This is a genomic window from Pseudomonas sp. TWP3-1 (assembly GCF_049896625.1).
Classification (GTDB): domain Bacteria; phylum Pseudomonadota; class Gammaproteobacteria; order Pseudomonadales; family Pseudomonadaceae; genus Aquipseudomonas.
In genome coordinates, this window is the sequence record NZ_JAFCUQ010000021.1 from 91,985 (window position 1) to 112,058 (window position 20,074).

The 20,074-nt window shown below is 59.8% G+C and carries 14 protein-coding genes and 4 tRNA genes; 5 read left to right on the forward strand and 13 right to left on the reverse strand.

Features of this window, described 5'->3' with window-relative positions; all coding sequences use genetic code 11:
• Window positions 1-5 precede the first annotated feature (5 nt).
• Entirely contained in the window at window positions 6-1,424 is a 1,419-nt protein-coding gene (leuC, locus tag ACP7BN_RS23890) for a 3-isopropylmalate dehydratase large subunit (RefSeq protein ID WP_426206352.1), read from the reverse strand.
• Window positions 1,425-1,570: 146 nt separating this feature from the next.
• On the opposite strand from leuC, the gene ACP7BN_RS23895 reads away from it, so the two are divergent.
• The 3 genes from ACP7BN_RS23895 to ACP7BN_RS23905 all read left to right on the forward strand — a co-directional run bounded on the left by ACP7BN_RS23895 (window position 1,571) and on the right by ACP7BN_RS23905 (window position 7,579).
• Entirely contained in the window at window positions 1,571-2,461 is an 891-nt protein-coding gene (locus tag ACP7BN_RS23895) for a LysR family transcriptional regulator (RefSeq protein ID WP_420648705.1), read from the forward strand.
• Between the two features lie 69 nt (window positions 2,462-2,530).
• The gene (locus ACP7BN_RS23900; protein ID WP_426206353.1) at window positions 2,531-5,809 is read left to right on the forward strand and encodes a PAS domain S-box protein; all 3,279 of its coding nucleotides are present in this window, start codon (window positions 2,531-2,533) and stop codon (window positions 5,807-5,809) included.
• Window positions 5,810-5,887: 78 nt separating this feature from the next.
• Window positions 5,888-7,579: an Hsp70 family protein gene (locus ACP7BN_RS23905; RefSeq protein ID WP_426206354.1), complete on the forward strand. Its 1,692-nt coding sequence runs from the start codon at window positions 5,888-5,890 to the stop codon at window positions 7,577-7,579.
• Here ACP7BN_RS23905 and ACP7BN_RS23910 read toward each other — a convergent pair.
• The 12 genes from ACP7BN_RS23910 to gltX form a co-directional block, all read right to left on the reverse strand.
• Window positions 7,576-10,269 (reverse strand): DUF805 domain-containing protein, encoded by a 2,694-nt coding sequence (locus ACP7BN_RS23910; protein WP_426206355.1) that lies wholly within the window; start codon window positions 10,267-10,269, stop codon window positions 7,576-7,578. The two genes, ACP7BN_RS23905 and ACP7BN_RS23910, sit on opposite strands and share 4 nt — an antisense overlap.
• Window positions 10,266-10,961: a DUF1266 domain-containing protein gene (locus ACP7BN_RS23915; protein ID WP_426206356.1), complete on the reverse strand. Its 696-nt coding sequence runs from the start codon at window positions 10,959-10,961 to the stop codon at window positions 10,266-10,268. Before ACP7BN_RS23915 ends, ACP7BN_RS23910 begins: the two co-directional genes overlap by 4 nt.
• Before the next feature lie 184 nt (window positions 10,962-11,145).
• Window positions 11,146-11,592: an Hsp20 family protein gene (locus ACP7BN_RS23920; RefSeq protein ID WP_420648710.1), complete on the reverse strand. Its 447-nt coding sequence runs from the start codon at window positions 11,590-11,592 to the stop codon at window positions 11,146-11,148.
• 120 nt (window positions 11,593-11,712) lie between these two features.
• Window positions 11,713-12,672: a tRNA dihydrouridine synthase gene (locus ACP7BN_RS23925; protein WP_426206357.1), complete on the reverse strand. Its 960-nt coding sequence runs from the start codon at window positions 12,670-12,672 to the stop codon at window positions 11,713-11,715.
• Window positions 12,673-12,709: 37 nt separating this feature from the next.
• Window positions 12,710-13,171, reverse strand: coding sequence for an acyl-CoA thioesterase (locus ACP7BN_RS23930; protein ID WP_426206358.1), 462 nt, complete (start codon window positions 13,169-13,171; stop codon window positions 12,710-12,712).
• Window positions 13,172-13,218: 47 nt separating this feature from the next.
• A complete protein-coding gene (locus tag ACP7BN_RS23935) occupies window positions 13,219-14,052 on the reverse strand; it encodes an alpha/beta fold hydrolase (protein ID WP_426206359.1) in 834 nt (277 codons plus the stop codon).
• Between the two features lie 30 nt (window positions 14,053-14,082).
• On the reverse strand, window positions 14,083-14,622 hold the full coding sequence (locus tag ACP7BN_RS23940) for a TetR/AcrR family transcriptional regulator (RefSeq protein ID WP_420648714.1): 540 nt from the start codon (window positions 14,620-14,622) through the stop codon (window positions 14,083-14,085).
• Window positions 14,623-14,804: 182 nt separating this feature from the next.
• A tRNA-Glu gene (locus ACP7BN_RS23945) sits at window positions 14,805-14,880 on the reverse strand.
• Between the two features lie 80 nt (window positions 14,881-14,960).
• Window positions 14,961-15,036, reverse strand: a tRNA-Ala gene (locus tag ACP7BN_RS23950).
• A gap of 53 nt (window positions 15,037-15,089) precedes the next feature.
• Window positions 15,090-15,165: transfer RNA gene (locus tag ACP7BN_RS23955), tRNA-Glu, on the reverse strand.
• A gap of 79 nt (window positions 15,166-15,244) precedes the next feature.
• A tRNA-Ala gene (locus tag ACP7BN_RS23960) sits at window positions 15,245-15,320 on the reverse strand.
• Between the two features lie 191 nt (window positions 15,321-15,511).
• Window positions 15,512-16,993, reverse strand: a complete 1,482-nt coding sequence (gene gltX / locus ACP7BN_RS23965) for a glutamate--tRNA ligase (RefSeq protein ID WP_420648715.1) — start codon at window positions 16,991-16,993, stop codon at window positions 15,512-15,514.
• A gap of 230 nt (window positions 16,994-17,223) precedes the next feature.
• Between gltX and ACP7BN_RS23970 the strand changes: the two genes are divergently transcribed.
• Together ACP7BN_RS23970 and ACP7BN_RS23975 are read left to right on the forward strand one after the other, a co-directional pair.
• Window positions 17,224-18,273: an HlyD family secretion protein gene (locus ACP7BN_RS23970; protein WP_426206360.1), complete on the forward strand. Its 1,050-nt coding sequence runs from the start codon at window positions 17,224-17,226 to the stop codon at window positions 18,271-18,273.
• 49 nt (window positions 18,274-18,322) lie between these two features.
• Window positions 18,323-19,813: an MDR family MFS transporter gene (locus tag ACP7BN_RS23975; RefSeq protein WP_426206361.1), complete on the forward strand. Its 1,491-nt coding sequence runs from the start codon at window positions 18,323-18,325 to the stop codon at window positions 19,811-19,813.
• Window positions 19,814-20,074 lie beyond the last annotated feature (261 nt).

The window sequence follows — 20,074 nt, forward strand, 5'->3', positions numbered from 1 at the left end:
GCTCCTTAAATCAATTCACGAACGTCGATGAAACGACCGTTCACCGCCGCCGCAGCGGCCATGGCCGGGCTGACGAGGTGGGTACGGCCACCGGCGCCCTGACGGCCTTCGAAGTTACGGTTGGAGGTCGAGGCGCAATGCTCGCCGGACTCCAAACGATCCGGGTTCATCGCCAGACACATCGAGCAACCCGGCTCACGCCATTCGAAACCGGCCTCAAGGAAAATCTTGTCCAGCCCTTCGGATTCAGCCTGCGCCTTCACCAGACCCGAGCCTGGCACGACGATGGCCTGCTTGATGGTCGAAGCGACTTTGCGGCCCTTGGCGATCACCGCTGCTGCGCGCAAGTCTTCGATGCGCGAGTTGGTGCAGGAGCCGATAAATACGCGGTCGAGCTGAATGTCGGTGATCGCCTGATTGGCGGTCAAACCCATGTATTTCAGGGCGCGGACGATCGAGTCGCGTTTGACCAGATCCATCTCTTTGGCCGGGTCCGGCACGTTCTGATCAACGGCCAAAACCATTTCCGGCGAGGTGCCCCAGCTAACTTGCGGCTTGATCTGCGTAGCGTCGAGTTCGACGATGGTGTCGAACTTGGCGTCAGCATCGGAAACCAGATCTTTCCACGACTCGACGGCCAGATCCCACTCGGCGCCTTTCGGTGCAAACGGACGGCCCTTCACGTAATCGACAGTCTTCTGATCCGCGGCCACCAGCCCCACGCGGGCGCCAGCTTCGATAGACATATTGCAGATGGTCATGCGTCCTTCAACCGACAAATCGCGGATCGCGCTGCCGGCGAATTCGATGGCATGGCCGTTACCGCCAGCGGTGCCGATCTTGCCGATCACCGCGAGGACGATGTCCTTGGCGGTCACGCCGAACGGCAATTGGCCTTCGACGGAAACCAGCATGTTCTTCATTTTTTTCGCGACCAGGCACTGAGTGGCGAGCACGTGCTCGACCTCGGAAGTGCCGATGCCATGCGCCAACGCGCCGAACGCGCCGTGGGTCGAGGTGTGCGAGTCGCCGCAGACCACGGTCATGCCCGGCAAGGTCGCGCCCTGCTCCGGGCTGATCACGTGGACGATGCCCTGGCGCACGTCGTTCATCTTGAATTCGACGATGCCGTATTCATCGCAGTTGTCGTCGAGGGTCTGAACCTGCAAACGCGAGACCTGGTCGGCAATGGCTTCGATGCCGCCCTTGCGCTCCGGGGTGGTCGGTACGTTGTGGTCCGGGGTCGCGATGTTGGCATCGATGCGCCACGGCTTGCGCCCGGCCAGACGCAGGCCTTCAAAGGCTTGCGGCGAGGTCACTTCGTGGATGATGTGACGATCGATGTAGATCAGCGCCGAGCCATCGTCGCGCTGCTTGACCAAATGCGAATCCCAGAGCTTGTCGTAGAGCGTTTTGCCGGCCATCAGACGGTTCCTCATCAGCTTGTTTCTATGCCCCGGGCTTTGACGATTCAATAACCCTTTGGCTTGTGAGGTCGATCCTATGGGGTTAGATTAAATAACTCAAATTCATATTTTTTATGCTTTGGATAACCAACTGGAATACCAACATGGATCTGGCCAACCTGAATGCTTTTATCGCGATTGCCGAGACCGGAAGTTTCTCCGGCGCCGGCGAACGCCTGCACCTGACGCAACCGGCGATCAGCAAACGTATTGCCGGGCTGGAACAGCAATTGAAGGTGCGCTTGTTTGATCGGCTGGGCCGGGAAGTCGGCCTGACCGAGGCCGGCCGGGCGTTGCTGCCAAGGGCTTATCAGATTCTGAATGTGCTCGACGACACCCGCCGCGCGCTGACCAACCTCAATGGCGAGGTCAGCGGCCGTCTGACGCTGGCCACCAGTCACCATATCGGCCTGCACCGCTTGCCACCCTTATTAAGGGAGTTCACTCGCCGTTACCCACAGGTCGCGCTGGATATTCAGTTCCTCGATTCGGAAGTGGCCTACGAGGAGATTCTCCACGGCCGCGCGGAATTGGCGGTAATTACCCTCGCGCCAGAGCCGCACGCACTGGTCAAAGCCACGCCAGTATGGGACGACCCGCTGGATTTCGTGGTGGCGCCGGAGCATTCGTTGATCAACAACGGCCCGGTGAATCTGGCGGACATCGCCGCTCATCCGGCAGTGTTCCCCGGCGGCAACACCTTTACCCACCACATCGTGCATCGCCTGTTCGAAGCCCAGGGCCTGACGCCGAACATCGCCATGAGCACTAACTACCTGGAAACCATCAAGATGATGGTCTCTATCGGCCTGGCCTGGAGCGTATTGCCACGCACCATGCTCGACGAACAGGTGGCGAGCATCGCTTTGCCGGGCATACAACTCAGTCGCCAGCTAGGCTATATCTTGCACACTGAACGGACGCTGTCGAACGCGGCACGGGCATTTATGGCCTTGCTGGATGCGCAAATCGATCTGCCAGGGACTCTCGGCTAACTTGTGCTACTCCTATAGAGCCACTTATCCCTGTGCCTAACGCCAAAATCTGCTCAAGGCTCGTGAACAATGCCCAAATCTGTTGACCGAATTCCGCCGATGCCGCGTATTCAGGCCATTGACCCGCGTCGTTCCGAGCAGAGCTGGGAAAGTGCGCCGCAACTATTGGCCGCGCTCAACGGCGCGCGGCTGGGCGCTTGGTACTGGGACATCGAGCGCGGGCAGATCAGTTGGTCGCGCGGCACTCAGGCGTTGTTCGGTTTCGATCCCCGGCAACCGCTACCGGAAGACCTCGAATACCTCGACTTGCTGCCGCCGGAAGATCGCGCGAAGACCGTGCGTGCGTTTCACGCGGTGATTGCCGGCGCACCGCTGGAACAGGCGATGCACCACCGCATCCGCTGGCCCGACGGCAGCCTGCACTGGCTGGAAATCAACGGCAGTCTGCTGCCGGACAAGCATGGCCGGCCCCGAATGATCGGGGTGATTCGCGAAATCACCCACCAGCGTCAACGCGAACAGGCTTTAAGCAGCTCGGAGAAACGTTTCGCCACACTGTTTCACCTGTGTCCGAACATGGTGCTGCTGACGCGTCAGGAAGACGGGTTGATCAGCGAAGCCAACCAGTATTTTGAAAGTCTGTTCGGCTGGCCGGTGCAGAGCGCCATCGGCCGCACCACCCTCGAACTGGGCCTGTGGGTGCATCCCGAGCAACGCAAGGAATTGGTCAAGGCAACCATGGCCAAGGGCGAACTGGTGAGCATGGAAGTGCAATTTCGCGCCAGCAACGGCCAAGTCCTCGACGGCATTCTCAGCGCGCAAAAAGTCGAACTTGAAGGCCAGCCGTACCTGCTCAGCACCTTTCTTGACACCACCGAACGCAAAGCCGCCGAGCTTGCGCTCAAGGACAGTCAGGAACGCCTCGATCTGGCACTCGATTCGGCGCAACTCGGCACTTGGGACTGGCACATTCCCAGCGGCATGCTCTACGGCTCGGCGCGCGCCGCGCAATTGCACGGGCTGGAGCCGATACCGTTTCACGAGTCGTTCGAGGAGTTTTTCGAAGGCGTGCCCGGTGAAGAACGCGAGAGCATGCGCGACGCCTACCGCAGCCTGCGCGAAGGCCCGGCCGGCAATTATCAGCTGACCTACCGCGTGCAGTTGCCGGACGGCAGTTCGCGCTACCTGGAAAGCCGCGCGCGCCTGTATCGCGACGACAACGGCGCGCCACTGCGCATGGCCGGGACCTTGCTCGACATCACCGATCAGGTCGAACGCGAGCAGCGCCTGGTGGCTTCGGAAGAAAAATTCGCCACGCTGTTCCAGGTCAGCCCCGACCCGATTTGCGTGACCCGTCAGGACAGCGGCGAATTCATCGAGATCAACTCGAGCTTTACCCAGACCTTCGGCTGGAGCGCCGCCGACATCATCGGCCGCACCGCCGAGGAAATCGGCCTGTGGGATGCCTCGGCGAAAAGCCTGCAACGCATCGAACGGGTGATCCGCGAACAAGGCCTGAGCAACGTTGCGATCATCGTCCAGCACAAGGACGGCCAGTCGCTGACCTGCGTGATTTCCAGCCGACAAATCAGCGTCGGCGATCAGCCGTGCATCGTCACCACCCTGCGCGACATCACCCAGCAGCAACGTTCGGAAGCGGCCCTGAAGGCCAGCGAAGAGAAGTTTGCCAAGGCGTTTCATTCAAGCCCCGACGCGATCACCATCACCGAACGGGATACCGGGCGTTATCTGGAGGTCAACGACGGTTTCTGTCGTTTGACCGGTTACCGCGCCGACGAGGTGGTGGGCAAAACCGTGTATCAGGTCGGAATCTGGGCGGAAGAAAAACAGCGCTCGGCACTGCTCGCCGAATTGCAGATCAAGGGCCGCGTGCACCATCAGGAAATGCTCGGGCGCAACAAGCGCGGGGACATGCTCACCGTGGAAGTCTCGGTCGAGCCGATCACCCTCAACGAAACCGCCTGCCTGTTGCTCACTGCGCGTGACGTCAGTCTGCTGAAAAACGCCGAAGCGCAGATCCGCCATCTGGCCTATCACGACCCGCTGACCAACCTGCCCAACCGCGCGCTGCTGATGGATCGCCTGAGCCAGCAGATCGCCCTGCTCAAACGCCATAATTTGCGCGGTGCGCTGCTGTTTCTCGACCTCGATCACTTCAAGCACATCAACGATTCGCTGGGGCATCCGGTCGGCGACACGGTGCTGAAGATCGTCACCGCCAGGCTTGAAGCCAGCGTACGTATGGAAGACACCGTCGCGCGTCTGGGTGGCGATGAGTTCGTGGTATTGCTCAGCGGGCTGGAAGGCTCGCGCAATGATGTCAGTGCACAGGTGCGCGAACTGGCCGACACCATTCGTGAGCTGCTCTCGGAGCCGATGTTCCTCGATGGCCAGCGCCTGCAAGTCACGCCGAGCATTGGCGTGGCGCTGATTCCCGATCACGGTTCGACCCCGACCGACCTGCTCAAACGTGCCGACATCGCGCTGTACCGGGCCAAGGATTCCGGGCGCAACACCACGCAGATGTATCACAACACCATGCAGAAAGCCGCCAGCGAACGGCTGCGCATGGAAACCGACCTGCGTCTGGCGTTATCGCGTGGCGAATTCAAAGTGCATTACCAACCGCAAGTCGATGCCCGCGACAACCGCATCATCGGTGCCGAAGCGCTGGTGCGCTGGAATCACCCGCAACTCGGCGCACAGTCGCCCACCGAATTCATCAAGGTGCTGGAAGACAGCGGGCTGATTCTTGAAGTCGGTACATGGATTCTTGATGAGGCCTGCGATGCCTTCAAACAATTGATCGACGAAGGTCTGGTGGATCCGCTGGCGTTCAGCCTGTGCGTCAACATCAGTCCTCGGCAATTCCGCCAGAACGATTTCGTCGAACGCATCGAACACAGCATGAGCAGCCACGGTCTGCCTTGTTCGCTGCTGAAATTGGAAATCACCGAAGGCATCGTGATCCAGAATCTGGAAGACACCATCAGCAAAATGCGTCGCCTGAAAAAACTCGGCGTGAGCTTCGCCATGGACGATTTCGGCACCGGTTATTCATCGCTGACCTACCTCAAGCGACTGCCGGTCGACACCCTGAAAATCGATCAGTCGTTCATTCGCGACGCGACCACCGATCCCAACGATGCCGAGATCATCCGCGCCATCGTCGCCATGGCGCGCAGTCTGGGCCTGCAAGTAATCGCCGAAGGTGTGGAAACGCCCGAGCAGCTGGAGTTTTTGCAGGGATTGGGTTGCCATTTGTATCAGGGCTTTTTGCACAGCCGGCCGGTGGCGCTGGAGACACTGAAAACATTGCTCGACTAATCGGTCGGACGAGCAATTGCCAGGTTTTCCCGCAACCTGTAGGGTCGCGTTTTTTGCAACGCGCCAACGAGATCTGACATGCAGGATGCAACCCTCCCCCGCCCGGCCTTGCTGGGCATCGACCTTGGCACCACCAACAGCCTGATCGCCGTGTGGCAGGACGGCCGCGCACAGTTGATTCCCAACGCCCTCGGCGAGGTGCTGACGCCTTCGGTGATCAGCCTCGATGAAGACGAGAGCATTTTGGTCGGCAAAGCCGCCCGGGCTCGACTGACCACTCATCCGCAACGCAGCGCAGCGGCGTTCAAGCGCTTCATGGGCAGCGACAAACAGATCGAATTGGGCAGCCGCCAGTTCAGCCCGGAGGAATTGTCGGCACTGGTCATCGGTTCGTTGAAACAGGATGCCGAAGCCTTTTTGGGCCACCCGGTGACTGAAGCGGTGATTTCCGTACCGGCGTATTTCAGTGACGAGCAACGCAAACGGACGTTGTTCGCCGCCGAACTGGCCGGCCTGAAAGTCTCGCGCCTGATCAATGAACCGACCGCTGCAGCCATGGCTTACGGGCTGCATGAACAGAAGTTCGAACGCACCCTGATCTTCGATCTGGGCGGCGGCACGTTTGATGTGACGGTGCTGGAATATGCGCTGCCGCTGATCGAAGTTCACGCATCGACTGGCGACAACTTTCTCGGTGGCGAAGACTTTACCGAAGCGCTGCTGCACGCCTGCCTTAAACACTGGCAACTCAGCGCTGCGGATATCGACGTGCACGCCATGGCCAGCCTCGGTGATGCGCTGGAACAGCTCAAGTGCAAACTTGCCGAAGGCATTCAGCACCTGAGCTGGCGGCATGCCGACACCGCGTATCAATGGTCGCTGGACGAAGCGTCTGCACTGAAAATCTGGGAACCGCTGCTGGCACGATTGCGTGCGCCAATCGAACAAGCCCTGCGCGATGCCCGTCTGAAGCCGCGTGACCTCGACAGTCTGGTGCTGGTCGGTGGCGCCACGCGCATGCCGGCGGTGCAACAAATGGTCGCGACGCTGTTCGGACGCTTGCCATATCGCCATCTCGACCCGGATACCATTGTGGCGCTGGGTGCTGCGACGCAAGCGGCGTGCAAGGCGCGCGACGGGGCGATCGAGGAGCTGATCCTGACGGATGTTTGTCCGTACACGTTGGGGATTTCCAGCAATCGTGGCGAGCACATCCAGGGCGCTTTTTCGCCGATCATCGAACGCAACACCGTCATTCCGACATCCCGGGTCCAGCATTTCCACACCTCTTACCCCAATCAAACGCAGATCCGCATTGAGGTGTATCAGGGCGAGCGGCCGTGGGTGCGCGACAACATTTTCATCGATGCCTTCAATATTGAGCTGACACCCAGCGAGCAAATCCAGGATCTGGACGTGCGCTTCAGTTACGACATCAATGGTTTGCTGGAAGTCGACGTCACGCTGCTGGCCACTGGCATACGCCATAGCCACAGCATCGACCGCAGCCCCACCGGACTCGACGCGCAAGCGCGCCAGGCTAGCCATGAACGCCTGACCACGCTGAAGATTCATCCGCGCGACGCGCTGCCCAATCGCACGCTGTTGGCGCGACTGGAGCGGGCGTGGATGCAGAGTCTTGGCGACGAACGCGAGCAGATCGCTGACTGGCTGGCGACCTTCACCACCGTGCTTGCCAGCCAGCAATCAGCGCAGATTGCCAGCCAGCGGACTCAGCTGAACAAGGCGCTGGATCAATTGCGCCTCTAGTTGTCGAGCTGCCGTAATGCGGCCTGCAAGCCACCGGGCAGCAAGTCTTCACCTGCACTGTCCGGTGGCACACCATAGCGATTGAGCAATTTGTCGCCCGGGAAGGCGAACAGCATCAACGGCAGAAATGGCAGGAACGGCGACAGGCAGCCAAGCACCAGCAGTGTCGGGATACCGCGTCCGATGTCATGCAGGCGCCGGAGAATGATGCCAAGCAGCAGCGCGATGCCCAACAACAGCACAGCGATCCCCGATAGCGGCGTGCCGCTGAGCAACGCCGCCAGAGGCGTAAGCAACACCGTGCCCAGTACCTGCCAGAAAAACGCCCCGCGCCCCAGCCGCGTATTCAAACGCCAGAATGCTGCGGCGGGCGCCGCACGGCTGGCGCCTTTGGCCAAGAGCAGGCATTCACACCGGGACAGCAGTGCGCTGAAGGCGAACCGCAAACCAAGCCCATTCGCCGGATTGTCTTTGGCGCGCTGCATCCGCAACAGGGTTTTCTGCCGAGGCACGCCGGCGCTGCCATAACGCACCAGATCCTTGAGCACATCGAGTGCCAGATAAAAGGCCTCGCAGTCGATTTCATCATCCTCGAGTGCCTGACGCGGTGGCCGTGGCGGCTCGCCTTTGATCGAACCGTGGCGAAAGCCGTCGAACCAATCCTGTGGATTGACGACCTCCGTTATCCGGTCGATCAAGTATCTGCGCTGCTTCGCATCGAACAATGGGTCGTGATACAGCGCAGCACTCAAGACCATGCGCCCGAGCAAGTCGTCGTCAAAGGCTTGCATGTCGCTGCGCATGCACTCGAACAAGCGGTCATTGCTCAACAGTCGCGGACTGTCGAGCGCCTCCTGAACACCGAGCAATTGCCGGGCGAGCATGGCATGCACCGGGTCTGCCGCCTGCAACCAGCCGAGCATTGCGCTGAGTTCAAGTTGTTCGCGCTGCAGTCGGGACAGCTGCGGTTGCAACCGGCTGACCGGATGCAGGGAATTGAACGTCAGGCGCTGCAGACATTGCGCATCGATCAACTGCATCCAGCGCTCCGCCTGGTCAAGCAACGCCAGCAGGAACGCGGTGTGGGCATGCCATTGCCAGGCCGCCTCGCCCTGCCCGATCGCCGGCAACACAACGCCGCGCTGGCTCAATTCCAGCAACAGTTTGAGCGGCGCCAGATCGCTTTCGGCCTTCGAATCGCTCAGCTTGAACGCCTGATCGATGCGCTCCAGCGCCGCGTGACTGTAAGGACGCATTCTGCGCAGCCACAATCGGCAAATCGTGTGCGGCGCATCTTTGGTCAGAGCCTCGGGCAGTTGCGCCGAGTCAGCGTCAGCGTCGACGAAGGCCTTCATCGCCAGAGGAATCGGCGCCTCAGTCAACCAGCGCAGTTGCTGTTCAGCCTGCAACTTGAACCCGCTCAGCACCAACCCTTCCAGCGCATCCACCGGGGACGGATCGTCCAATACTTGTTGCAGCAGATCTGCCTCACCACGATGCAACGCCCACGCATGCCGATAAAGCCGCAGCAACCGGGTGTCGGCATTCGCCCCCAGCAACTGCGCAAGGAGTGGCAACTCGTCGCCATGCATCTGCCAGTCGACAAAGCTTTTCGCCAGCACCTTCAGGTCGAGATTGGCGATCTCCAGCCAGCGCATCAACGTCTCGGGACGTTGCGCGGGACTGCCAAAAGCCTGAGTGACATCCCCGAGATCGTCCGGCCAGTCACTGAAGTCTTGCAGACGATCGAAAGCCTGAATCAGCAGAGGTAAAAAGTCTGGCTGACGCTTCGCGCACAGTGCCAGCAACTGGCTCTCGGCGTCGGGATGGCGGTGCTCCTGCCAGAGCCGAATCCAGCACGGCAGTGCCGCATCGTCCAGCCCGAGCAAACTGTTCTGACACGCCAGCAGATACAACCAGTCGACGTCATCCGGTGCTGCGCGCTGCTGCTCGGCACATATCTGCTCCAGCCCGGTAACCGCGATGCCCGCCTGGGTGAACTGCATCGCCAGGCGCTTGAGGAACTGCGCATCATCGGGCCATGGCAAGCAGGTCGCACGACTGGCGAACTCGACGAATTCGCGCAGCGGACGCTGATTGAAGATGAAGTCGAGACTGCGCGCATACCACAGCGTTTCCCACTGCGCCGCTTGCGACCATTCACTCATCAGCGTCGTATCAAAAGGATCCGCGGTTTTGATCCTGCTGAGGAATTGCTCCACATGCCGGGCGTGATCGAAATCCAGCTCGAGCAATTGCTGTTCCCAGCTCATGCGCTTGGCCAGCGCATTTGCACAGCGGTGAGACACAGGGCCGGCGTCGGTCAGTTTGCGCAGCATGCCCCAACGCACGTCATCCAGCACCCCCAGCGGCAACTGATCCAGACTGCTGATGAAAGCCTGCCAGGCATCCAGATTGAAGCGTCGCGACGGATCCTTCAGCAGCCCGTTGAAGTCGATGAAAATCTGCTGGACCACCGATTCATCCGCCGACATGTCTTCGGATTCATCCTCAGCCTCGTCAGCGTCTTCACGGGCCAGACGGAGCGCGCCTTCGTAGGCCTGACGAAGCGCTTGAAAGCCTTCGGGATCAGTTTCCGGATGATGCTGCGGCAAGCGTGCGCGATACGCGGTGCGGATCAGTGTTTCGTCGGTGGTGGGCTCGATGCCCAGTTTTATCCAGCAACTCATGACCAGTCGAACTCCTGCAGGGAAGCCGGACGCTGCGGCAAATCCAGATCCATATGCCAGGGCAAGTCAGCCAGAAAATCCGGGATATTTTGATCGAGGCCGCGAGCAATCAGCAGGTTGTGAGGGTTCACCCCTTGTCGATCCAGTTCAAAAGCCAACTGATCGTCACTTTTGCTCAGGCATGACCAGAATGCGCGCCCCGTAAGGAAGCCATTGAAATAGGCCAGCCAACTGCCGTAGTGAAATTGCGCCCTGATCGCCAGCCGACTGTGCAGCCAAAGACTTTCGCCCGGCTCGATCCACTTGTTGCGCACTGCGCAACGCAAGAGAAAACTCATGCGCCCGTAATCCCAGGACAGAATCCCACCCGGCCCACAATTGCCGAAAGTGCGACTGGCGTACTCATGCAGAATGCGTTCACGCGGTTCGAGCGTGTCGAGCAAAGCCTGCCATTCACTGGGCAAACAGCGCTGCCAGGCGAGGTAGGCATCTTCGAGGTGAGTGGCGTGGCCGCGATCGGCCATCCTTTCGAACATGGCCAACAGCTGCGGCCGGTCATCAATGCCCCAGCTACATTGCAGATCGATGTATTTATCGTCACAGAACTCGGGGTCTGCGTAACCCGCACCCGGATTGAGCGCCGCCATCGGCGCAGAGAGGGCGAACAGCCAGCGCTGTTGAATCTCGTCCATGAAAAAAGGCTCCAGGCTGACCGGTAAGGAGTGGGGTCAGCAAAACTGCGCGGATTGTAAAGAGCCGTGGCAGCAGCGGCAAACGCTGCGGTGGTTTCCCCGCACATAAAAAAGGCCCCGACGTATCGGGGCCTCCATTCAACGGCCTAGGGTCTTTTCAGACCATTGTGTTGCGACCCATGAATCAGTGTTGCAACGCCGGCTTCTGCGCCCCGCTGATCGGGATGCGTTTGGCTTTCGCCTCTTCCGGGATCACGCGCAACAGGTCGATGCTCAGCAGACCGTTGCTCAGATCGGCGGCCTTGATCTCGATGTGATCGGCCAGCCGGAAGGACAGCTTGAATGCACGCTGGGCGATGCCCTGGTGCAGGAAGGTCACGCCTTCGTTGTTGTCACGCTTGCCGCCACTGATGGTCAGCACACCTTTCTCGACTTGCAGCTCCAGGTCTTCTTCCTGGAAACCGGCCGCCGCGACGACGATACGGTATTGATCATCACCGTGTTTCTCGACGTTGTAAGGTGGGTAGCTGCTGCCTGGCTCGTTGCGCAGGGCGGTTTCGAACAGATCGTTGAAACGGTCGAAGCCTACCGAGGAACGGAACAGTGGTGCGAGGGAAAATGCAGTACTCATGGTTCAAATCTCCTGAAAGAAATCAGCAAGGTTTTTTGTCGCCGCGACCCGAATTCGGCATCGCGTAACCCTTAGATAGGGACCGCTGATTTGATTTCAAGAGATTATTTTCAATTTTTTTTACGCGGCTTCTGACACCGGCAAACCCAACAAACGCGAGACTTGATCGAGTTCAGTTTCACGCCGCAGGACGGTAAACAGCTCGACCGCTTCCGGATAATTGCGCGTGAGCATGGCCAGCCATTGTTTCAGGCGACCCGGCGATTGACGTGCGGTCATCTGCGCTTTTGCCTGTAGCCAGAAGTCCTGGATCAGCGGCAGCAGCTCGGCCCAGGTCATCTCGACCACTTCTTCGCCAGCGCGCGCAGCAGCGATTTGTCGCGCCAGATCCGGCCGCGAGACCAGGCCGCGACCGAGCATGATGTCTTCGACGCCGCTGATTTCGCGGCAACGACGCCAATCTTCGACGCTCCAGATATCGCCATTGGCGAACACCGGAACCTTGACCACCTCCTGCACACGCGGGATCCACTCCCAATGCGCCGGCGGCTTGTAACCGTCGGTCTTGGTGCGGGCATGCACGACGATGTGTTCGGCGCCGCCCTCAGCCAAAGCCGTGGCGCACACCAGCGAACCGTCGGGGCTGTCGAAGCCCAAGCGCATCTTGGCGGTGACCGGAATGTGCGCGGGTACGGCGCGGCGCACGTGTTCGACAATCTTGTTGAGCAGCTCGGGTTCTTTGAGCAGCACCGCCCCGCCACGGGATTTGTTCACGGTTTTGGCCGGGCAGCCGAAGTTCAGGTCGATGACTTCGGAGCCGAGCTCACAGGCCAGCGCAGCGTTTTCCGCCAGGCACACCGGATCGGACCCGAGTAATTGCACACGCAGCGGCACGCCGGAGCGGGTGCGCGCACCGTTGAGCAGCTCCGGGCCGAACTTGTGGAAGTAGGCTGGGGTGAGCAACTGATCGTTGATGCGGATGAACTCGGTCACGCACCAGTCGATACCGCCGACACGGGTCAGGACATCGCGCAGGATGTCGTCGACCAACCCTTCCATCGGCGCCAAGGCAATTTGCATGGGGAAAACACTACTTAAAGAAAAAACGTGCGGCAGTTTACTGGGTTTCGCCGGTTAAACCCATGTCCGCCGTCTGGATCGCCGGGCCGTAACCTTCGATGAACTCGGCGGGCATACGCTTGGGCTTGCCGCTGGACAGCTCGATACACACGAACGTGGTGTGGGCGCGCAGCAGCGTGGTGTGGTCGCTGGGGCGGATCAACTGGAAGTGCCGGGTCATTTTCAGACGCTGATCCCAATCGACGATCCAGGTCGCCAATTGCAATTCGTCGCCTTCATAGGCAGCAGCGAGGTAATCGATTTCATGGCGCACCACCGCCATTGCGCGATCCAGACGGCGATACTCGACCAGATCCAGACCCAGCCGCTGCGAGTGGCGCCAGGCGCAGCGTTCGAGCCAGGTCACGTACACCGCGTTGTTCGCGTGACCGAGGCCGTCGATGTCCTCGGCACCCACTTGCAGATCAATGGTAAACGGCGTTGCCCGATCCCAGCCCATGCCTCACTCCCGGTCAGATTATTCGACCGTGGCAGTGTAACGGATGCCTACGCCGATTGCCGCGCCTGCAGGCTGCGCCCGGCCAGCAGTGATAGCACGCCATCAATCACCCGCGGATCGGCGAGCACGCGCTGATGGCCGCCGCTTTCGAGTCGCAGCAGACGACTGTCGAACCACGATTCGTGGATCAGTTGCGATTCTTTGACCGAGACTAATTTATCGTCTTCGGCATGCACGATCAGGCCCGGCATATCCAGTTGATAGTGGGCGACATCAAGGGTGGCGGCGCGCATGCCGACGTCGAGCTCAACCTGACGAATGAATGCCGAACGTGCTCTGGGCGGCATGCCGACATAGCGGGCGAAGCCGCGCAACACGCCGAGGATCCGCGCCGGCGCGGCAATACTGACGAGTGTTTCAGTGCGCAAGCCCAGTTGCACGGCGAGCATCGCGCTGGCGCCGCCCATGGAGTGGCCGATGACGGCTTGCAGGGGTGGCAACTCGGCGGCCGCTTCGAGCATGGCTCGGGCGAAAAGCACCAGATTGGCTTCGCGACCGGGCGATCGCCCATGAGCCGGACCATCGAGAGCAACGACCGTGTAACCAGCGTCGACCAGGGCCGTGATCAGCGCAGCAAACTGCGTCGGCCGCCCTTCCCAACCGTGCATCAGCAACACTGCCGGGCCTTGCCCCCAGCGCAGTGCCGAGAGGCCGAAGCGCAACGTGATACGTTCGGAGTTCGCCAGCAATGGCAATTCCCAATCACGCAGTGGACGTTCGCGCGGCGTCATGAACGCCAAGCGCATTTTGCTCGCCACCAGTTGTGGTGCGAACCAGCCTAAGGTGCCATTAACGCCGCGAACCCACTTCAACGTGCTCATCGCTCTCTCCTCAGGCTTGTCGCCTTCAGGTCAACGCACCGCCGACTTGGCCGCGCGCAGCAATCGATCGGATAAATCACCCGGGCCAAGCGCTCTTGCGAGTGCCAGACCACCTACCATCAAGGCCACGTCGGCCAATGCTTTGTCAGTGTCTTCAGGACTGGATGCCAACTGCGCGATCATCAACTCCAGGTGCTCGTTCAGCGCGATGCGGAACTCTTCTGGCAGCCGGCCGAGCTCGCCGATGGAGGCCGGGATCGGGCAGGCGGCTTCGCTGGAGTCGCGGTGCTTGCGCGACAGGTAGAACGCAGCGACCAGCGTGCGACGCTCTTCGCCAGTCAGCTCGCTATCCATGTCGGCAATCAGGTCGCGGCGACGACCCAGCAACTGTTTGAACGCCTCCAGCATCATCGCGTCCTTGCTTTCGAAGTGCGCGTAGAAGCCACCGACGGTCAGGCCGGCGGCGCCCATCACTTCGCCCACGCTCGGTTCGGCCGGGCCACGCTGGATCAGCGCGGAGCTGGCGGCCTTGAGAATGCGTTCGCGGGTTTGAGCTTTCTTGTCGTTCATCGTCGCCTCCGAATATTACGATTAGAATATTATTCTCATAATAATATTCTGCAAGTCAAAGATATGACCGCTGGTCTGAAGCACAGTGTTAGGGAAAAAGGAGATTTGGCCAAACGCCAGACAAACAAAAGGGCCATTCAATAATTGAATGACCCTTATAAATCCCGCAGAGCGGGTAATCGTGGCGTCCCCTAGGGGACTCGAACCCCTGTTACCGCCGTGAAAGGGCGGTGTCCTAGGCCACTAGACGAAGGGGACACAAACCCTTCTATACAGCTGATCAGTGCTGAGTACTGATCGATTCAAGGCCGGTGTGGCCAGACCTTGAACTGTAAAATTGGTGGAGCTTAGCGGGATCGAACCGCTGACCTCCTGCATGCCATGCAGGCGCTCTCCCAGCTGAGCTAAAGCCCCGGATTTTTCGCCTCGCGGCGGAGTGACATCTTGCAATATCACTTCTGTAAAACTGGCGTCCCCTAGGGGACTCGAACCCCTGTTACCGCCGTGAAAGGGCGGTGTCCTAGGCCACTAGACGAAGGGGACACAAACCCTTCTATACAACTGATCAACGCTGAGTGTTGATCGCTTCGAAGCCGGTGTGGCCAGGCTTCAAAGTGTAAATTGGTGGAGCTTAGCGGGATCGAACCGCTGACCTCCTGCATGCCATGCAGGCGCTCTCCCAGCTGAGCTAAAGCCCCTCATCGTTGATGTCATCGCTGAGGACGGGGCGAATCTTAATGGCGCTTCGGAGGGCTGTCAAACTTATTTTTAAAATATTTCAAAGTTTTTTGCCGACATAACAACCACTTACCGCCCTCCCCCCGTAAAACGGGGACACTGCCGAACAGCCGGATCAAAAGATCACAACTCACGGCACCGCCACACAGCCTCAGGCGATTGCGCCCAGCAGCTTTTCCCACTCTTTGTTTTCTTTCTTCGACACGCCGCCCAGCAGGTCAAGCGCCTGGCGCAGACGGAACCGGGTCAGGTCCGGCCCGAGGATTTCCATCGCATCGAGCACCGACACCGAGCTCGCCTGCCCGGTGATCGCAGCAAACATCAGCGGCATCGCATCACGCAGTTTCAGCTCCAGTGATTCAACCACCGCCTGAATCGTCGCGGTAATGCTGTCCTTCTCCCACTGACGCAGGCTTTCGAGCTTCCACAGAATCAACTGCATCAACTGGCGAACCTGATCGCCCGAGAGCTTTTTCGATTCGAACAGCTTGGCATCCGGATTCACGCCACCAGCGAAGAAGAACCCGGCCAGCGGTGCAACCTGGCTGAAGGTTTCAACTCGGCCCTGCACGTGCGGCGCGATCTTCATCATGTATTCCGGGTTCAGTGCCCAGGTTTGCAAGCGGCTGGCGAATTCTTCCACCGGCAGGTCACGCAGCCACTGGCCGTTGAGCCACGAGAGTTTCTCGATGTCGAAAATCGGCCCGCCCAGCGACACACGCTTGAGGTCGAAATTGTCGACCATTTCCTGCAGCGAGAATTTCTCGCGCTCGTCCGGCATCGACCAGCCCATGCGCCCCAGATAGTTGAGCATCGCTTCCGGCATGAAACCCATGCGCTCGTAGAACGTCACCGAAGTCGGGTTCTTGCGCTTGGACAGCTTGCTCTTGTCCGGGTTACGCAGCAGCGGCATGTAGCAGAGTTCCGGTTGCTTCCAGCCGAAGTATTCGTAGAGCAGGATCAGTTTCGGCGCGGACGGCAGCCACTCTTCGCCACGCAGTACGTGGGTGATGCCCATCAGGTAATCGTCGACCACGTTGGCCAGGAAGTAGGTCGGCAGGCCGTCGGTCTTCATTAGCACTTGCATGTCCATGCGATCCCACGGGATCTCGACGTCGCCACGCAGCATGTCCGGCACCACGCACACGCCTTCGCTCGGCACTTTCATGCGGATCACGTGCGGTTCGCCGGCGGCCAGACGCGCAGCCACTTCTTCCTTGGACAGCAGCAGCGCACGACCGTCGTAACGCGGGGTTTCGCCGCGAGCCTGTTGCTCGGCGCGCATCTGATCCAGCTCTTCGGCGGTGCAGAAGCACGGGAAGGCGTGACCGAGGTCAACAAGTTGCTGGCAATATTTCTGGTAGATATCGCCGCGCTCGCTCTGGCGATACGGGCCGTGCGGGCCACCGACGTCCGGGCCTTCGCTCCACTCGATGCCGAGCCAGCGCAGAGCGTCGAAGATCTGCTGTTCGGACTCGCGGGTCGAACGCAACTGGTCGGTGTCTTCGATGCGCAGGATGAACTCACCGCCATGCTGCTTGGCAAAGCAGTAGTTGAACAATGCGATGTAAGCGGTACCTACGTGGGGGTCCCCGGTAGGCGATGGCGCGATGCGAGTGCGGACGGTGGTCATGGCATGTCTCGAAAAGAATGAAAAGCAAAGATCAATAAGCGGCGAATGGTAACAGGCGACACCCGCCCGGCTCCAGCAGGCAGGGCATTTAAGCCAAGTTTGCGTCTGTAACGCCCGTTCGCCGTGGTGAATGGCCGAATATCAGCAGACGGCATTTACCGCTTGTCGACTGTATGCCAGATTCGCCTGCTGATAACTTTCCTTACAATTTCTCGACTACAGTCTGCCCCATGCCTGCCCAACTCAAGCGTCGCCTGTTCATATTCCTGCTGCTGGTCCTGCTGATTGCCGGCGGCTTCTTCGCCCATTGGTTTCTCAAAGGGCGCTTTTATGAAAGTACCGACAACGCCTATGTCCAGGGCGAGATCACCCGTGTGTCGAGCCAATTGAGCGCGCGCATCGACGAAGTGCTGGTGCAGGACAATCAGCACGTGGAAAAGGGCCAGTTGCTGGTGCGCCTCGAAGGTGAGGATTTCCGCCTCGCCGTGGATCGCGCCAACGCCGCCCTCGCCACCCGCGAAGCCGAACGCTTGCAAGCACAGAGCAAACTGACCCAACAAGCCAGCCTGATTGCCTCCAGCGACGCGCAAGTCGCCTCGTCGCAAGCCACACTCGGCCGCTCGCAGATCGATTTATCCCGCGCAGAGACCCTGCGCAAACCGGGCTACGTCTCCGAAGAACGCGTCACCACTCTCGCCGCCGACAACCACATTGCCCGTTCGCAGGTGACCAAGGCCCAGGCCGATGCGCAGAGTCAGCGTCAGCAGGTCAACGCCTTGGCCGCCGAGATCAAACGCCTCGACGCGCAGATCGCCAACGCCCGCGCCGACATCGCCCAAGCCGAACTGAACCTGACTCGCAGTCAAATCCACGCGCCAATCAGCGGCCTGGTCGGCCAGCGCGCCGCACGCAATGGCCAAGTGGTACAGGCCGGCGCCTATTTGCTGTCGATCGTTCCCGACGAAGACATCTGGGTCCAGGCCAACTTCAAGGAAACCCAGATCGGCCACATGCAGCCGGGGCAAAAAGCCCAGCTGACCTTCGATGCCTATGGCGACACGCCAATCGAGGCACGGGTCGACAGTCTGTTCGCTGCATCGGGCGCGCAGTTCAGCCTGTTGCCACCGGACAATGCCACCGGCAATTTCACCAAAGTCGTGCAGCGCATTCCGGTGAAACTGACCTTCAAGGCCGACAATCCGCTGCACGGCAAAATTCGCCCGGGCATGTCCGTCACCGCGACCGTGAACATCAAAGACGCCCCGGACAATGGCCGGTGATTCGCTGATCCGCCCGGTCGGCGAACCGACCCGACGCGACTGGATTGCGGTGATGAGCGTGATGCTCGGTGCGTTCATGGCGGTGCTCGACATCCAGATCACCAACTCTTCATTGAAAGACATTCAGGGCGCGCTATCGGCGACGCTCGAAGAAGGCTCATGGATTTCCACGTCCTATCTGGTGGCGGAAATCATCATGATTCCGCTGACCGCGTGGCTGGTGCAGCTGCTCTCGGCGCGAAGGCTGGCGGTATGGGTGTCTGTGGGCTTTCTGTTTTCATCGCTGCTGTGCTCGATGGCCTGGAGCCTGGAAAGCATGATCGTCTTTCGCGCGATGCAAGGCTTCACCGGCGGCGCGCTGATCCCGCTGGCCTTCACCCTGACCCTGATCAAACTCCCCGAACACCACCGCGCCAAAGGCATGGCGATGTTCGCCATGACCGCGACTTTCGCCCCTTCCATCGGCCCGACCCTCGGCGGCTGGCTCACGGAAAACTGGGGCTGGGAATACATCTTTTATATCAACATCCCGCCGGGGCTGATCATGATTGCCGGGCTGATGTACGGTCTGGAGAAGAAAGAGGCGCATTGGGAACTGCTGAAAAGCACCGACTACACCGGCATCCTCTCGCTAGGGATCGGCCTCGGCTGTTTGCAGGTTTTTCTTGAAGAAGGCCATCGCAAGGACTGGCTCGAATCAAGTCTGATCGTAATGCTGGGGAGCATTGCACTGGTGAGTCTGATCACCTTCGTCATTGTGCAAATCTCCAAGCCGAATCCGTTGATCAACCTGGGCATCCTGCGCAATCGCAACTTTGGCCTGTCGAGTATTTCCAGCCTGGGCATGGGCGTCGGATTGTACGGCTCGATCTATTTGCTGCCGCTGTACCTGGCGCAGATCCAGAACTACAACGCGCTGCAAATCGGCGAAGTAATCATGTGGATGGGTGTGCCGCAGCTGTTTCTGATCCCGCTGGTGCCGAAGCTGATGAAATACATTTCGCCAAAGTGGCTGTGTACGTTGGGCTTCGGGTTGTTTGGGCTGGCGAGTTTTTCTTCGGGGGTGCTGAACCCGGATTTCGCCGGGCCGCAGTTCAATCAGATCCAGATCATCCGTGCACTGGGTCAGCCGCTGATCATGGTCACCATTTCGCTGATTGCCACAGCGTACATCCTGCCGCAGGACGCCGGATCGGCGTCGAGCCTGTTCAACATCCTGCGCAACCTCGGCGGCGCCATCGGCATTGCGTTGCTCGCCACGCTACTGGATGCGCGCACCAAGACTTACTTCGATTATTTGCGCGAGGCGATTGTGCCGACCAATCCACAGGTGGCCGAGCGCATGGCGTCGATGACCGACCGGTTTGGCAGTGACACGGCGGCGCTGGGCAAGTTGAGTGAAATCGTGCATCAGCAGGCGGCGATCATGGCCTACAACGATGCGTTTCACTTTGTCGGGATTGCGCTGGGGATCAGCATGTTGGCGATCTTGTTGACCAAGAAATTGCCGCAGGGGTTGAAGGCTGGGGAGGCACATTGATTTTTGTGGTGGCTGTACTGGCCTCATCGCTGGCAAGCCAGCTCCCACAAGGATTGAAGGTGTACACAAGATGTGTGAACGCCAGAGAAACCTGTGGGAGCTGGCTTGCCAGCGATGGGCATAGGTATCTACACATCTCCCCATCCTGGTCTATAAAGGGACGGCATGGATATCAAATGACTGGGCTAGATGCCCGCCTGATAAAACGATACGACGAGTTAGTCATGGGACACAGTAATGGACTACCGGCTTTGGCGGCAG

Bases quoted from the DNA above. Each gene is read 5' to 3' on its own strand.
- ACP7BN_RS23895 (WP_420648705.1), top strand. From the start codon at position 1,571: ATGGATCTGGCCAACCTGAATGCTTTTATCGCGATTGCCGAGACCGGA.
- ACP7BN_RS23925 (WP_426206357.1), bottom strand. From the start codon at position 12,672: ATGCAAATTGCCTTGGCGCCGATGGAAGGGTTGGTCGACGACATCCTG.
- ACP7BN_RS23920 (WP_420648710.1), bottom strand. From the start codon at position 11,592: ATGAGTACTGCATTTTCCCTCGCACCACTGTTCCGTTCCTCGGTAGGC.
- ACP7BN_RS23940 (WP_420648714.1), bottom strand. From the start codon at position 14,622: ATGAACGACAAGAAAGCTCAAACCCGCGAACGCATTCTCAAGGCCGCC.
- ACP7BN_RS23930 (WP_426206358.1), bottom strand. From the start codon at position 13,171: ATGGGCTGGGATCGGGCAACGCCGTTTACCATTGATCTGCAAGTGGGT.
- gltX (WP_420648715.1), bottom strand. From the start codon at position 16,993: ATGACCACCGTCCGCACTCGCATCGCGCCATCGCCTACCGGGGACCCC.
- ACP7BN_RS23935 (WP_426206359.1), bottom strand. From the start codon at position 14,052: ATGAGCACGTTGAAGTGGGTTCGCGGCGTTAATGGCACCTTAGGCTGG.
- leuC (WP_426206352.1), bottom strand. From the start codon at position 1,424: ATGGCCGGCAAAACGCTCTACGACAAGCTCTGGGATTCGCATTTGGTC.
- ACP7BN_RS23900 (WP_426206353.1), top strand. From the start codon at position 2,531: ATGCCCAAATCTGTTGACCGAATTCCGCCGATGCCGCGTATTCAGGCC.
- ACP7BN_RS23970 (WP_426206360.1), top strand. From the start codon at position 17,224: ATGCCTGCCCAACTCAAGCGTCGCCTGTTCATATTCCTGCTGCTGGTC.
- ACP7BN_RS23915 (WP_426206356.1), bottom strand. From the start codon at position 10,961: ATGGACGAGATTCAACAGCGCTGGCTGTTCGCCCTCTCTGCGCCGATG.
- ACP7BN_RS23905 (WP_426206354.1), top strand. From the start codon at position 5,888: ATGCAGGATGCAACCCTCCCCCGCCCGGCCTTGCTGGGCATCGACCTT.
- ACP7BN_RS23910 (WP_426206355.1), bottom strand. From the start codon at position 10,269: ATGAGTTGCTGGATAAAACTGGGCATCGAGCCCACCACCGACGAAACA.